We start from the raw sequence: 14886 nt of genomic DNA on the forward strand, positions 1-14886 counted from the left end.
AGCTGGGCAGCAATGAGCTGCACCAGGCAGCAAAAAGCCGCCGCCGGGTCTCCCCGACGGCGGCGCGAGCCTTGCAGTGCGGAGCGCCCGGGTGGGGCGCGGCTCAGAAGGCAGCGGTGATGCGCAGGCCGTAATTGCGCGGCCGGTTGAACGATGCCGTCGCCAGCGTCCCGAAGTCGGTGGCGAAGGTGATGAAGCGGTTGTTGGTGAGGTTCGCGCCGTAGACCTGTGCGGACAGGTTGACGCCGTTACCGACCGGGATTTCGGACAGGATCACCCGGGCGCTGAGATCCTTTTCCTTGCCGGTGCGCAGGTTCTGCAGCGTCGGCGACAGGAAGTCGATGACGGCAAGCCGGGCGTTGCTCTTGGTCTGATAGTCGCCGCGGATGGTCAGCACGCCGATCGGCGTCTCGCCCGTCTTGTACTGGATGCCGACGTGCGTCGTCCATTTGGAGAGATAGGGAAAATGCGCGGTGGAGGCGACGTTGGTCGGCACGCCGCCCTGGATCAGAATATATTCCTTATACTTCGGATCGACATAGCCGACATTGCCGTCGATCTGGATATGATCGCCGAGCAGAGCCGTGCCCTCGACCTCGAAGCCGCGATACTTGGCCTTGCCGGCATTGACGACGAAGTTGGTCAAGGTCGTGCTGTTATATTGGTTTACCTGAAGATCGTCATAGTCGATCTGGTAGACGTTGGCGTTGAGCCGCAGATGGCGATCGAACAGGTCGCTCTTGAAGCCCGCCTCGTAGGTGATCGCTTCTTCGGGATCATAAGCAGGCGAGCCGGGGGAGACCGCGTTGAAGCCGCCGGCCCGGAAACTGGAGGCGATGCGGGCGTAAGCGAGGATGCCGTCGCCGAACTTATAGCTGGCGGTGCCACTATAGCCGAAATTGTTATACTTGTCGGCAATCGCCTGATTGGTGCGGGTCGTCGTGGTCGTGGTCTGGACGATGCCCGTCGTCAGCGACTTCTTGTCCTGAGTGTAACGCGCGCCGAGCGTGATCTCGAGCCGCTCGTCGAGCGCCTGCGGCTTGTACGCGACCTGCCCGAAGGCGGCATAGGATTTGGTCGACTGATCGTAGATGACCGTGCGGTTGACGCGGACGAAATTGGCACCGACCACCGAACCCAGGATGGTGGTGACGTTTTCGTGCACCTTCTCGTCCCAGTAATAGAGGCCGCCGACATAGCTGAAGTCGCCGACATCGCCGATGAACTGTAGTTCCTGGCTGAACTGGCGCTGGCGACCCGGGTTGGTCGGGGTCGAATGGACGCTGACCGGCTCGATCGTGTTGCCCGGGATCGCCGGATTGAGCACGCGGCCAAGGATGTAGCTACCGCCGAGCTGACCGACGAGCGTTTCGTGCAGCCGCGAATAGGCGCTGATCGACTTGATCTGGAACGTGTCCGACGCCTCGTAGGTCAGCGTCAGCGTGTCGCCGTAATTCTCGATATCCGCATTTCCCGGCACGCGCGGATCGCGGTAGGACAGATCCAGCGGGCGCGTGCCGATGACGAGCGGGGGGCCGGACGGGTTCGCCGCCGCCGAATTGCGATAGGCGGTGACCGCGGCGGGCGTGCCGCCGACGATCTGCCAGGCGGTGAAGGACGTGTTCTTGCCATAGCGCGCACGATTGTCGATGGTCAGGTCGCCCACCTCGCCAATCAGGCCGAAACCCAGGCTGATATCCTTCTGGTTGCCGCCCCAGTCGGATTTCTGGAAACCCGGCGTGCGCACCCAGCCGTCGCGATTGTGGACCTGCCCGGCAAACTTGGCACGCCAGCTCGATCCGCCGATGCTGCCTGTCTGCACAACGGCCGACAGGATCGACTCGTCGTTGGTGCCGTAGCCGAACTGCACGCGCACCGATGGGTCGCGACTAGGCGTGGTCGTGCTGAGCAGGATCGCGCCGCCCACTGTATTGCGACCGAACAGCGTTCCCTGCGGCCCGCGCAGCACCTCGACCCGCTCGATATCCGGCAGATCGAGCGAGTTGCCCTGCGGCCGCGGCGTGTAGGCGCCGTCGATGTAGATGCCGACGGAAGGCTCCGAATAGAGCGTCGTCGCGATCGTGCCGATGCCGCGGATGAACACCACTGGCGCATTGGCGCTGCCCGACGCCTGCGTGACCTTGAGGCTGGGCGCGAGTTGCGCGATGCCCGACAGGCGCGCGACGGCAAGCTGCTCGATCTGCCCGCCGGAAATGGCGGTGACGGGCAGCGGCGCGGATTGCGCGCTTTCCTGCCGGCGCCGCGCAGTGACGACGATGTCCTCAAGGCCGGTCGCCGCCCGCTCGGGGCCGCTGGCCGTGTCCGCAACCTCGGCGCTGGCGACCTGTGCCGCGGCAGGCGTGGCAATCAGGCCGACGGCAAGCGCCAAAGCTGAAGCGCCACCCGCGCAAGACACGCGCCACGTTTTCGCACGATCGGATAGACGTCCAGCCATATTCCCCCCTCCTTGCGCCTGCATTGATCGAGGTCGCGTTAGATCACCGAGGATGGTTAGCTTGCGCTGCAATCCCCGTCAGTCCGTGATTGCGTAAATATCCGTGCCGATGTGGCAGACCAGCCTTCGCGTTTCAGCATCGGCGCGCACGCAGCGCTCATGTTAGTCGATCGGCCAGGCGGGAGGAGAGGCGCGTGGACGACCCAGCGACGAAGACGGCACCTCGGATGACGCCGCGGTACGGCCGATGAAGGACTTTGGCGAGAAGGTCCATCATGACGGCTGAGCGGCTGCTTGCGGGTGCGCTGCTGATCGCGGTGCTGATCGCCGGCACGGCGGCTTCTGCGCTTCCGCCGGGCGATGCCGCGGCAGGCGCGCGCGCCTTTGCCGCTTGCGCCGCCTGCCACGCCCGGATCGCGGGCGCGCCGCAGCGGAACGGACCTGCCCTCGTGGCGGTGATCGGCAAGCGCGCTGGCGCGGTCGATCCCGGCTACGCGGCTTATTCGCCGGCCCTGAAGAGCGCTAAGCTGACCTGGACCGCCGAGACGCTCGATGCCTGGCTGGCGCGCCCCGCCAAGTTCGTGCCGGGCAACCGCATGGCCTATCCCGGCATGCCCGATCCGGTCGCACGCGCGAACCTCATCGCCTTTCTCACCACGCCGCCCAAATAGTCGGGGACCGATCATGGCGCTTACCTTCCAGATCAACGGCAAGGCGCATCAGGTCGATGCCGATCCGGACACGCCTTTGCTGTGGATCCTGCGCGATCATGTCGGGCTGACGGGCACCAAGTTCGGCTGCGGCATCGCCCAGTGCGGTGCCTGCACGGTACATCTCGACGGCGCGGCGGCGCGCTCCTGCCAGGTGCGTGCGGGGGATGCCGCCGGTGCGGCGATCACCACGATCGAAGGGCTGTCGCCCGACCGCTCGCACCCGCTCCAGATGGCGTGGATCGAGAACAATGTGCCCCAGTGCGGCTACTGCCAGAGCGGCATGATCATGGCCGCTGCCGCGCTGCTGAAGGCGACGCCCAAGCCCAGCGACGAAGACATCGCCACCTACGTCGACAATATCTGCCGGTGCGGCACCTACAACCGCATCCGCTCGGCGATCCAAAAGGCTGCGGGCATGGTCGCATGAAAGAGGATGCAGTCTTGGGGGAGACAGCAGCGCTCAATCGGCGTGACCTGCTCGTCCGCGGTGCGCTGGTCGGCGGCAGCTTCGCGATCGGCTTCGGCCCGGCCGCGGCGCAGGACAACAAGGGCAAGGTGGCCGACACGCCCGCCGCCGCGCCCGGTGCGGTCGGCGCGATGGGCGACCCCGAACTCACACCATGGGTGCTGATCGCGCCCGACGACACGGTCGTGATCCGCGTCGCCTCGCCCGAATTCGGCAATGGCGCGATGACGCAGTGCGTCGCGCTCGTCGCCGAGGAGCTGGAGTGCGACTGGGCGAAGATCCGGACGGAGGCGGCCTCCACCAACCGCGATTACGTGACCTATGGCGGCTATTCGCCGATCCATCCCGCGGCTGCCTTCTTTGGCGGGCGCTCCACCATGGGCCAGCGCATCAAGGCGATGCAGCAGGTCGGCGCCAGCGCGCGCGAGCGACTGCGCATCGCCGCTGCCACGCGCTGGGGCGTGGCGCCGGGCGAGGTGACGATCGCCAAGGGTGTGCTGACGCACGCCGCCAGCAGCCGCAGCCTGCGTTATGGCGAGGTCGTCGCCGATGCGGCCAAGGTGAAGCTGACGGCCGAGCCGGTCATCAAGAAGCCGGCGGAGTGGACCTTCCTCGGCAAGGCATCCCCATCCAAGATCACCATCCCCGCCATCGTCGACGGCTCCGCGCAATATGGCATGGATGTGCGGCTGCCCGGCATGGTCTATGCCGCGCTGATGCAGTCGCCCGTCCATGGCGGACGGCTGAAAAGCTATAACGCGGACAAGGTGAAGGCCATGCCCGGCGTGCTCGCCGTCGTCACGGTCGATCCGGACGAGCCGCGTGGCGTGGCGATGATGTCCGCCGCGCCTTACGGCTATTCGCTGACCGGCACGCGCGCGGCGGTCGCGGTGATCGCGGAGCATTACTGGCAGGCGCAGAAGTCGCTCGAGGCGCTGCCGGTCGAATGGCATGACGGGCCGGGCGCGCGCTGGGCGACGACGCAGGCAATCTACGACGCGGCCATCGCGGCGACCGGAAACGACATCAATGCGCGCGTCGAGCAGGCCTATGGGGATGTGTCCGCGATCGACGCGCCCGGCGCGAAGCTGGTCAAGCAGACCTATCTCACGCCTTATTGCGACCAGGCGCCGATGGAGCCGCTCAACGGCACGGCGCTGGTGACGGCCGATCGTGTCGAGGTGTGGCACCCGGCCCAGAATTCACAGCAGGCCTTCTGGGTCGCGTCGGACGAGGCGGGTATCGTGCCGGAGCGCGTCTTCTTCCATCAGACCCTGGTCGGCGGCGCGTTCGGGCGACGGCTGGAGAGCGATGACGTGCGCATGGTCGTCGCCATCGCCAAGCGCTTTCCGGGTCGCCCCGTCCACACCATCTGGTCGCGCGAGGAAATGACACGGCAGGGCAAATACCGGCCGATGGTGGCGACCAAGATGACCGCGGCGCTGGATCCGAAGACGGGCCTGCCCACCGCGGCGATCGCCCGGCAGGCCTCGCGCGGCCATTATCCCCGCTTTGCCGACACCGCCTACTTCATGGGCTGCATTCCGAACGTCCGCGTCGATGCGCGCGAGCTGCCGCTGCACGTGACACCCGGACCGTATCGGGGGCCGGGCTACAACAGCTACACCTTCTTCCAGGAAACGTTCATCGACGAATGCGCGCATGCCGCCGGGATCGATCCTGTCGAATACCGCCTGCGCCTGTTGGAGAAATGGCCTAATCCCGGCTGGGCCAAGTCGCTGAAGGAGGTCGCCAAACAGGCCGGCTGGGGCAAGAAGCTGCCGCGCGGCACCGCGCAGGGCGTCGCCATCACGGGTTGGGGGCTGAACGGTCAGAAGACGCTCGGCACCTGCGTCGCCGTCGTCGCCACGGTCGAGGTGACGCGCAAGGGTGCGCTCACTGTCAAGCAGCTCGACGCCGCGTTCGACACGGGCAAGGTGATGAACCGCGACGAGATCACCAACCTGATCGAAGGCGGGCTGATCTTCGGCCTCAACATGGCGCTCAACGAGGAGATGACCGTCAAGGACGGGCGCATGGTCGAGGGCAATTTCGATGCCTACAAGATCCTGCGCATGGCCGAGGCGCCACCGATCCGCGTCCACTTCGGCGGGCTCTCCGGCGCGGATCGCTATAGCGAGATCGGCGAGCCGCCGGTCGGCACGGTCGGGCCCGCGGTCGGCAACGCCATCTTCCGCGCGACGGGCAAGCGCCTGCGCCGCCAGCCCTTCCTCACGCAGGATCTGAGCTGGAGCTGAAGTTTCGAGCGGGCGGCACCTGAGACGGTGCCGCCCTCCCCCTGCCTCAGACGATCTCGAACAGCCCCGCCGCCCCCATGCCGCCGGCGATGCACATCGTCGTCACGACGTAACGCGCCCCACGTCGCCGCCCCTCGATCAGCGCGTGGCCAACGATGCGCGAGCCGGTCATGCCGAAGGGGTGGCCGAGCGCGATGCCGCCGCCGCTGACGTTGAGCTTGGCGGGATCGATCCCCAGCGTGTCGCGGCAGTAGAGCGCCTGGCTGGCGAACGCCTCGTTCAGCTCCCACAGGCCGATATCGTCGGTGCTGAGCCCCGCTTTCTCAAGCAGCTTGGGTACGGCGAAGACCGGGCCGATGCCCATCTCCTCGGGCAGGCACGTCGCCACCTGCATGCCGCGATAGACACCGAGGATGGGCAGACCCTCGCGCTCGGCAATCTCGCGCGCGACGAGCACCTGCGCGGAGGCGCCGTCGGACAGCTGGCTGGCATTACCGGCGGTGATGTGCCGGCCCTCCTTGATGATCGCGCCGTCCTTGAACACCGGCTTCAGCGCGGCAAGGCCCTCCAGCGTCGTATCGGCGCGGACGCCCTCGTCCCTGTCCAGCGTAACGCTCTGGTGGCCGGCGGGGGTGCCGTCCTTCTCGAACAGCGCCTTTTCCACCGTGATCGGCACGATCTCGTCGGCGAAGCGGCCATCCGCCTGTGCCGCGGCGGCGCGGTGCTGGCTCTCGGCAGCGAAGGCATCCTGAGCCACCCGGTCAATGCCGTAGCGCTCCGCGACGATCTCCGCCGTCTCGATCATCGCCATATAGGCGTGCGGCTCGGCGGCGATCACCGCCTCCGACATGCTGCGATAGCTGCTCATATGCTTGTTGAGCGTGAGGCTGATCGATTCGACACCGCCGGCGACGGCCACGTCCATGTCGCCCGCGATGATCGAACGCGCGGCGAGCGCGATCGCGGTCAGCCCCGAGCCGCACTTGCGATCCAGCGCGAAGCCCGGAACGTCGCGCACGCCGGCGGTGGCGGCGGTAAGGCGGCCGAGATTGTAGCTCTGCGTGCCCGATTGCGTGCCGACGCCGAGGAAGATGTCCTCCACCCGCGCGGGATCGATCCCGGCGCGCTCGATCGCGGCGCGGACGACGTGGCCGGACAGGACGGGCGCCTCGGTGTCGTTGAAGGCGCCGCGATAGGCGCGGCCGATGCCGGTGCGGGCGGTGGAGACGATTACGGCTTCACGCATCGAAAGACTCCGGACAGAGGAAAGGAAGCGCCCGGCCAGTGCGCCGAGCGGACATGACGACACGCTTCGGCGGATGCCCCGTGGGCGCCACGCCGATGCTCGCGCTTGCAATCGGTATGCGGTTCCGCGCCGGCACCGGGCCGGCGGAGACGTCAGCGCGTCAGGATCACCGACGAGCCGTGGCCGAACAGCCCCTGGTTGGCGGTGATGCCGACCTTGGCGCCTTCGACCTGCCGCTCGCCCGCCTCGCCGCGCAGCTGGCGGGTCAACTCGCAGACTTGCGCGATCGCCTGAGCCGGCACCGCTTCGCCGAAGCAGGCGAGCCCGCCCGAGGGGTTGATCGGAATCCGCCCGCCGATGCGCGTCGCACCGTCGCGCGTCAGCCCCGCCGCCTCGCCGCGTGCGCACAGCCCGAGATCCTCGATCCAGTCGAGCTCGAGTGCGGTGGAGAGATCGTAGACCTCCGCGACGGAGACATCTTCGGGCCCGATCCCCGCCTCCGCATAGGCCTTGCGCGGCAGAGCGGCGCGGAAGCTGTGCGGATCGGCGGCGACGGCGCTGTCGGTCGCGATGTCGGGCATCTCGATGACGGAGGAGGCGAAGGTCGGCGTCACGGTCGAGATGGCGGCGATGCGGGGCGCATCGCCCTTGCCGATACGGCGGGCATAATCCGCGCTGGCGACGATCAGCGCCGCGCCCCCGTCCGAGGTGGCGCAGATGTCCATCAGGCGCAGCGGATCGGCGACCATGGGCGAGGCTGCGACATCCTCCATCGTGAACGCTTTGCGATAACGGGCATTCGGGTTGGCGAGACCGTGCGCCGCATTCTTCAGCTTCACGCGGGCGAAATCGTCCTGCGTGTCGCCATACATCTCCATGCGGCGGCGTGCGTAGAGCGCGAAATAGGTCGGGTTGGTGATGCCGAGGCGGAAGCGCACCCAATCGGGATCGTCCGGCCGCTCGCCCTTGGCGGGGGCGAGGAAGCCCTTGGGCGTCGTATCCGCGCCGATCACCAGCGCCACGTCCGCCTGGCCGGCAAGGATGCGCGACCGTGCCGCGCCGAGCGCCTGCGACCCGCTGGCACAGGCGGCGTAGCTGGTCTGCACCTCGGCACCCTGCCAGCCCAGCGCCTGCGCGAAGGTGGCGCCTGCGACATAGCCGGGATAGCCGCACCGCATCGTCGCGGCGCCCGAGACGAACTGGATGTCGCGCCAGTCGACACCCGCATCGCGCAGCGCCTCCTGCGCGGCCGTGACGCCATAGCTGACGAAGTTGCGGCCCCACTTGCCCCACGGGTGCATGCCTGCACCGATGATCACGACCTCACCGCTCATGGCTGCGTCTCCATCGGCTTCCATTTCCAGGCGAGCTTGCCCTCCGGCGCAGCGGCATCGGGCACCGTCTCGACCACCAGCTCCATCGCCAGCCCGGCCTTGAGATCGGCCACGCCGATGCCCTCGGCGACCTGACCGAGCACGATCATCTTCTCGCGCTCCAGCTCGACCGCGGCGATGGCGAAGGGGACAAACGGCTCGGCCGCCACATAGGGCGCGGGCGGCTGGTAGCCGGCATTGGTGAAGGACCAGAGCTTGCCCGTGCGCGACAGCTCGACCGTTTCGAACTGCGTGCTTTCGCAGACCGGGTTGCGGCACAGGCTTTCGAGCTTCGGGAAATAATAACTGCCGCACGCCGCGCAGCGCGATCCGATCAGATGCGGCTGCTCACCGGTGGTGAACCATCCGGCAAGGACGGGCTCGGTGGTCATGATGGTCTCCCCGGCGGATTGCCCCTGATGGTGGTGGCGCGGGCGGAATGCGGATCGCGACGGCGCCCGTTGCGCGCACCTTGCCGTGCCTGCGTTACCACCTGCGCCCCTCTCGCTGCCTCTGGCCGCTCCTCTAGGCGTCTAGAGGGGCAAGGCTCCAATCGCAACCGGACGCCTGTTTCATCGCCGGGCGGCATCGATGACCCCACGGATCGAGGCGCGACGACGCGAAGGGAATGGCAGATACACAAAGGGCCGCCCCATCGCTGGAGCGGCCCTTCCATTGTCAGCCATTGACGGCCGATGCGTTTAGATCCGACGACCCGTATCGAGGCCGGCCGAGTCCCGACGATCCGCCTTCAGCGGCATGTGACAATGAGACATTCGACCACCTCCTTTCCGTTGTTGAACAGGAACCGCGATATGGGTGGGCGCCTGGAAACTTCAAGGATCGCAGCGGGTTCCTGACAGGATGCAGATCCCCTTTGACAACAGCTATGCGCGGCTGCCCGAGCGCTTCTTCGCGCCGGCGGAGCCGCTGCAGAGCCCATCGCCGGCCCTGGTCCGGGTCAACCGCGCGCTTGCGGGCGAGCTCGGGATCGATGCCGGGTGGCTGGAGAGTGCGGCGGGGCTGGAGGTCCTTTCGGGCCGGGCGATCGCTGAGGGATCGCAGCCGATCGCGCAGGCCTATGCCGGGCATCAGTTCGGCAATTTTGTCCATCAGTTGGGCGACGGGCGGGCGATCCTGCTCGGCGAAGTCGTGGACCGGGATGGGCGACGGCGGGACATCCAGCTGAAAGGCGCGGGCCGCACCGCCTTCTCGCGCGGGGGCGATGGCCGCGCGGCGCTCGGGCCGGTGCTGCGCGAATATCTCGTCAGCGAGGCAATGGCCGCGCTCGGCATCCCCACGACGCGCGCGCTGGCCGCGGTGACGACCGGCGAGCCGGTGATCCGCGATGCGCTGTTGCCGGGCGCGATGCTGACGCGCATCGCTTCCAGCCACATCCGTGTCGGCACCTTCCAATATTTCGCGGCGCGCGGGGATGCAGAGGCGCTGCGCCTGCTGACCGAACATGTTCTCGCGCGCCACTATCCCGAGGCGGTCGGTGCAGCGAACCCGTACCGGGCGCTCCTCGATGCGGTGATCTCGGCGCAGGCCAGCCTTGTCGCCCGGTGGCTGCTGGTCGGCTTCATCCACGGCGTGATGAACACGGACAACATGTCGATCGCCGGCGAGACGATTGATTATGGTCCCTGCGCCTTTATGGACGCCTATGACGCGGCGACGGTGTTCAGCTCGATCGATCGGATGGGGCGCTATGCCTATGGCAACCAGCCGCGCATGGCGCACTGGAACCTGACGCGACTGGCCGAGGCCTTGTTGTCGCTGATCGATGAGGATCAGGACGCGGCGGTCGAGCAGGCGCAGGACGCGCTGGCCGCCTTCAACGCCACGTTCGAGCCGGCCTATATCGGCGGGCTGCGCCGGAAGATCGGGCTGGCGAGCGAGGACGAGGCGGATGGCGAGCTGATCAACACGCTGTTGACCAGGATGAGCGAGAATCAAGTGGACTTTACCCTGCTCTTCCGTGCGTTGGGGGCGGCGGCGAGCGGGGAGGACGAGCCCGCGCGCGCGCTGTTCATCGATCCGACGGCGTTCGACAGCTGGGCCATCGACTGGCGCGCGCGTCTGGCCAGGGACGGGCAGTCTCCCGACGCGCGCCGGGCGGCGATGGACAGCGTCAATCCCGCTTTCATTCCGCGCAACCACCGCGTCGAGGCGATGATCGAGGCGGCGGTCGAGCGGCAGGATTTCGCGCCCTTCCACCGGATGGTCGACGTGCTCGCGCGCCCCTTCGAGGATCAGCCGGACGCGGCGGATCTGGCGCAGCCCCCGCTGCCGCACGAGCGGGTCGCGGCGACCTTCTGCGGCACCTGACGCGGGGCGGCCCCCAGACGACGGGCGACCTCGTCTGCGCCTGGAATAAGATGCCCGCTGACTTCAAGGCCGATCGACGACCGATCCAGCGGCAAGGTCGAGACGCGCCCGGAATCATCGCTAACCACCGCTGCATTGCAGCACGCCCCTTGCCTATTCACGGGCGGGCGGCGTATCGGCGAGCATACCTTCAAGGGGATCGTGGATGTCGGACGGCAAGGTCGCGCTGATCACAGGAGTTACCGGGCAAGACGGCGCCTATCTGGCCGAACTCCTCCTCGAGAAGGGTTACCAGGTGCATGGCGTCAAGCGCCGGTCCTCCTCGTTCAACACGGGACGGATCGAGTCCATCTATCAGGATCCGCACACGCATGGCGCGCGCTTTCATCTCCATTATGGAGATCTGACCGACTCCACCAACCTGATCCGGCTGGTGCAGCAGGTGCAGCCGACCGAAATCTACAATCTGGCGGCGCAGAGCCACGTCGCGGTGAGCTTCGAGACGCCGGAATATACCGCCAATGCGGACGGGATCGGCACGCTGCGCATCCTCGAGGCGATCCGCATCCTCGGCATGGAGAAGACCTGCCGCTTCTACCAGGCATCCACGTCCGAGCTGTATGGCCTCGTCCAGGAAGTGCCGCAGAAGGAGACGACGCCCTTCTACCCGCGCTCGCCCTACGGCGCGGCGAAGATGTATGCCTATTGGATCGTGGTGAACTACCGCGAGGCCTATGGCATGCATGCGTCGAACGGCATCCTGTTCAACCATGAAAGCCCGCTGCGCGGCGAGACGTTCGTCACGCGCAAGATCACCCGAGCGGTGGCGGCGATCAAGCTGGGGCGGCAGGACAAATTGTGGCTCGGCAACCTCGACGCCAAGCGCGACTGGGGCCATGCCCGCGAATATGTCCGCGGCATGTGGCTGATGCTGCAGCAGGACCAGCCCGACGATTACGTGCTGGCGACGGGCGAGACGACGCCGGTGCGCACCTTCGTCGAGTGGGCGTTCGAGGATGTCGGCATCAAGCTGCGCTGGGAAGGCGAAGGCGCCGACGAGAAGGGCTATTGCGTCGAGACGGGCAAGTGCCTCGTCGAGGTCGATCCGCGCTACTTCCGCCCGACCGAGGTGGACCTGCTGATCGGCGACCCGACCAAGGCCAAGGAAAAGCTCGGCTGGGTGCACGAGACGCCGGTGCGCGAACTGGCGCGCGAAATGGTGCAGGCCGATCTCGTCACGATGCGCGATGCGCCGATCGGCAAGGGCGCCTGACCATGATCGGCCAGCCTTACGACCTGACCGGCAAGCGCGTCTTCGTCGCAGGGCATCGGGGCATGGTGGGCGGCGCGATCGTGCGGCGCCTGGCGGACGAGGGCTGCGAGGTGCTGACCGCGGGCCGCGACACGCTGGACCTGAAGGATCAGGCGGCGGTGCGCGGCTGGTTCGAGGCCGAGCGGCCGCAGGCGGTGTTCCTGGCGGCGGCCAAGGTCGGCGGCATCCTGGCGAATGACAGCTTCCCGGCCGACTTCCTGTACGACAACCTCATGATCGAGGCGAACATCATCGAGGCGGCGCATCGCACCGATTGCGAGAAGCTGCTCTTCCTCGGTTCGTCCTGCATCTACCCGAAGTTCGCGCCGCAGCCGATCGCCGAGGAGTCGCTCCTCACCGGTCCGCTGGAGCCGACCAACGAATGGTATGCGATCGCCAAGATCGCCGGCATCAAGCTGGCGCAGGCCTATCGCAAGCAGCATGGCCGCGACTTCATCTCGGCCATGCCGACCAACCTCTACGGGCCGGGCGACAATTACGACCTGAACTCAAGCCATGTCGTGCCGGCGATCATCCGCAAGGTGGACGCGGCCAAGCGCAGCGGCGAGCCGGTGATGGTGTGGGGCACGGGCACGCCGCGTCGTGAATTCCTCTATGTCGACGACATGGCGGACGCCTGCGTCCACCTGATGAAGACCTATTCCGACTTCGAGCATGTCAATGTCGGCTCGGGCGAGGACGTGACCATCCTCGAGCTCACGCGCACGATCATGGACGTGCTCGGCTATGACGGCGAGATCGTCCACGATTTGACCAAGCCCGACGGCACGCCGCGCAAGCTGATGGACGTCAGCCGCCTGGCCGCGCTCGGCTGGCGCGCGCGGACGCCGCTGGCGGAGGGCATTGCCGGCGCATACGAGGCGTTCAAGGCCGGACAATATCGCGAGGCCGTGCTCACCGCCTGAGCGCGACGACGCCCATCCGGGCTCCAGGAGACGAAGACGGGTGTTGGTGCAGGCACAGAGCGGGACCATGTCGACGGCACCGGCCGGACGCGGCGGCAGCCGCGCCGCCCTGCGCGCGGCCGACTGAGCCTGCCGCCCATGAACATCCTGATCCTCGGCCTGAATTATGCGCCGGAGCCGGTCGGCATCGGCCCCTACACGACCGGCATGGCGACCGCACTGGCGGAGGCCGGGCACCGCGTCACCGTGGTGGCAGGCAAGCCCTATTACCCGGCGTGGAAGGTCGACCCGGCCTTTGCCGGCGGCGGCGTGCGGCGGACGGTGGAAGACGGCGTGCGCGTGGTACGCGTGCCGATCTACGTCCCCGCCAATCCGAACGGGCGGCGGCGGCTGCTGCATCATGCGAGCTTCGCGCTGCGGGCGCAGCCCGAGATGCTGGCGGAGGCCAAGCGGGCGAAGCCGGATCTGGTGATCGCCATCGCCCCCTCGCTGATCGGCACGGTGGCGGCCCGGACGACGGCGCGCGCATTCGGCGCGAAGCTGTGGCTGCACATCCAGGACTTCGAGGTGGAGGCGGCGTTCGCCACCGGGCTCCTGTCCGAGCAGGGCATGGCCGCGCGGGCAGCCCGCGCGTTCGAGCGGTGGAGCGTGGCGGCGGACCGGATCAGCACCATCTCACCGCAGATGTGCGCCAAGCTGCGCGCGCTCGGCGTGTCCGAGGGCAAGATCGTCGAGTTCCGCAACTGGGCGAGCCTCGACCGGATCCGCCCGCTGGAAGGCCCCTCCCCCTACCGGGCCGAATGGGGCATCGATCGCCCGCACGTCGCTTTCTATTCCGGCAACATCGCCAACAAGCAGGGCATCGAGATCATCGTCGATGCCGCGCGTCTACTAGCGCGCCGCCGCGACCTGATGTTCGTCGTCTGCGGCGAGGGGCCCAATCGCGAGCGGCTGATCGAGGCGGCGCGCGGGCAGGACAATATCCGCTTCTTCGACCTGCAGCCAATGGAGCGCCTGTCCGACCTGCTCGGCATGGCGACCGTCCACCTGCTGCCGCAGATCGCCGGCGCGGCGGACCTGGTGCTGCCGTCCAAGCTGACCAACATGCTCGCCTCCGCCCGGCCGGTGATCGCGACCGCCGAGGCGGGCACGGGGCTGGCGCAGGAGGTGGACGGCGTGGGCATCGTCACGCGCCCGGAGGATGCGGCGGGCTTCGCCGCGGCGATCGAGCAGCTGATCGACGATCCGGCGCGCTGCGCGGCGCTGGGCGCAGCGGCGCGGCTGCGGGCGGAGGAACGGTGGAGCAAGGCGCGCATCCTTGCCCGGTTCGAGCAGCAGGTGCGGGAGGCGGTGGAACGAGGCTGATCCTGTTCCGCTTTTGTTCTTTCCAACATCGTCCGTGAACCATATCGGATAGCTCTCAACGAGTCGTGATCCCTCGCGACCGGGCAAGGAGCTATTCCGATGACCACGCCTATCGTTGCCCCCGCCGGCTTTGTGCCGACCATCGGCATCGCCTTTTCGGGCCAGAGCGGTGCCGAATGGGTCGACCGCGACAATCCGCTGCCGACCTGCGAGCCATCCTTCCGCGGTGCCGTGCCGATCGTTCCCGGCGTCAGCCAGACGCCGCGCCGCGGCATCGCCATCGCCTGCACCGGCACCGGTGCGGTGCGGCTGAAGCTGGCGGACGGGAGCGAGATCACCCTGCCGGTGAGCCCCGGCCTCTCCATCTTTCCGTTCCAGGTGCAGACGCTGGTGCCCGCGGGCACGACCGCGATCGTCACCTGCCACAACCTGATCTGAGGA

The 14886-nt window shown here is 67.6% G+C and carries 12 protein-coding genes; 8 read left to right on the forward strand and 4 right to left on the reverse strand.

The window, feature by feature from the left end:
• Window positions 1-103: 103 nt before the first annotated feature.
• The gene (locus BM360_RS17065) at window positions 104-2389 is read right to left on the reverse strand and encodes a TonB-dependent receptor (protein WP_165611350.1); all 2286 of its coding nucleotides are present in this window, start codon (window positions 2387-2389) and stop codon (window positions 104-106) included.
• A 341-nt stretch (window positions 2390-2730) separates the two neighbouring features.
• Here BM360_RS17065 and BM360_RS17070 point away from each other — a divergent pair, with 341 nt between their 5' ends.
• Genes BM360_RS17070 through BM360_RS17080 form a run of 3 tightly spaced genes read left to right on the forward strand, consistent with a single transcriptional unit; the run spans window position 2731 to window position 5892 of the window.
• A complete protein-coding gene (locus BM360_RS17070) occupies window positions 2731-3126 on the forward strand; it encodes a c-type cytochrome (RefSeq protein WP_093316416.1) in 396 nt (131 codons plus the stop codon).
• A 13-nt stretch (window positions 3127-3139) separates the two neighbouring features.
• A complete protein-coding gene (locus BM360_RS17075) occupies window positions 3140-3595 on the forward strand; it encodes a (2Fe-2S)-binding protein (RefSeq protein ID WP_093316419.1) in 456 nt (151 codons plus the stop codon).
• A 14-nt stretch (window positions 3596-3609) separates the two neighbouring features.
• Window positions 3610-5892, forward strand: a complete 2283-nt coding sequence (locus tag BM360_RS17080) for a xanthine dehydrogenase family protein molybdopterin-binding subunit (protein ID WP_165611351.1) — start codon at window positions 3610-3612, stop codon at window positions 5890-5892.
• Window positions 5893-5938: 46 nt separating this feature from the next.
• Here BM360_RS17080 and BM360_RS17085 read toward each other — a convergent pair whose 3' ends face one another.
• The 3 genes from BM360_RS17085 to BM360_RS17095 form a co-directional block, all read right to left on the reverse strand.
• Window positions 5939-7138, reverse strand: a complete 1200-nt coding sequence (locus tag BM360_RS17085) for an acetyl-CoA C-acyltransferase (RefSeq protein ID WP_093316424.1) — start codon at window positions 7136-7138, stop codon at window positions 5939-5941.
• Between the two features lie 152 nt (window positions 7139-7290).
• Entirely contained in the window at window positions 7291-8472 is a 1182-nt protein-coding gene (locus BM360_RS17090) for a lipid-transfer protein (RefSeq protein WP_093316426.1), read from the reverse strand.
• Window positions 8469-8903, reverse strand: a complete 435-nt coding sequence (locus tag BM360_RS17095) for a Zn-ribbon domain-containing OB-fold protein (protein WP_093316429.1) — start codon at window positions 8901-8903, stop codon at window positions 8469-8471. The genes BM360_RS17090 and BM360_RS17095 overlap by 4 nt, the downstream gene beginning before the upstream one ends.
• A 472-nt stretch (window positions 8904-9375) precedes the next feature.
• Here BM360_RS17095 and BM360_RS17100 point away from each other — a divergent pair, with 472 nt between their 5' ends.
• The 5 genes from BM360_RS17100 to BM360_RS17120 all read left to right on the forward strand — a co-directional run bounded on the left by BM360_RS17100 (window position 9376) and on the right by BM360_RS17120 (window position 14883).
• Window positions 9376-10842 carry a protein adenylyltransferase SelO gene (locus BM360_RS17100; RefSeq protein WP_093316432.1) on the forward strand — a complete coding sequence of 489 codons (1467 nt, stop codon included), beginning with the start codon at window positions 9376-9378 and terminating at the stop codon, window positions 10840-10842.
• A gap of 205 nt (window positions 10843-11047) precedes the next feature.
• Window positions 11048-12115 carry a GDP-mannose 4,6-dehydratase gene (gene gmd, locus BM360_RS17105; protein WP_093316436.1) on the forward strand — a complete coding sequence of 356 codons (1068 nt, stop codon included), beginning with the start codon at window positions 11048-11050 and terminating at the stop codon, window positions 12113-12115.
• A gap of 2 nt (window positions 12116-12117) precedes the next feature.
• Window positions 12118-13080, forward strand: a complete 963-nt coding sequence (fcl, locus tag BM360_RS17110; protein ID WP_093316438.1) for a GDP-L-fucose synthase — start codon at window positions 12118-12120, stop codon at window positions 13078-13080.
• Between the two features lie 138 nt (window positions 13081-13218).
• On the forward strand, window positions 13219-14445 hold the full coding sequence (locus tag BM360_RS17115; RefSeq protein ID WP_093316441.1) for a WcaI family glycosyltransferase: 1227 nt from the start codon (window positions 13219-13221) through the stop codon (window positions 14443-14445).
• Window positions 14446-14544: 99 nt separating this feature from the next.
• The gene (locus tag BM360_RS17120; protein WP_093316443.1) at window positions 14545-14883 is read left to right on the forward strand and encodes a hypothetical protein; all 339 of its coding nucleotides are present in this window, start codon (window positions 14545-14547) and stop codon (window positions 14881-14883) included.
• Window positions 14884-14886 lie beyond the last annotated feature (3 nt).

The sequence above is a fragment of the Sphingomonas jatrophae genome (assembly GCF_900113315.1).
In the GTDB taxonomy this organism is placed as follows: Bacteria; Pseudomonadota; Alphaproteobacteria; order Sphingomonadales; family Sphingomonadaceae; genus Sphingomonas_P; species Sphingomonas_P jatrophae.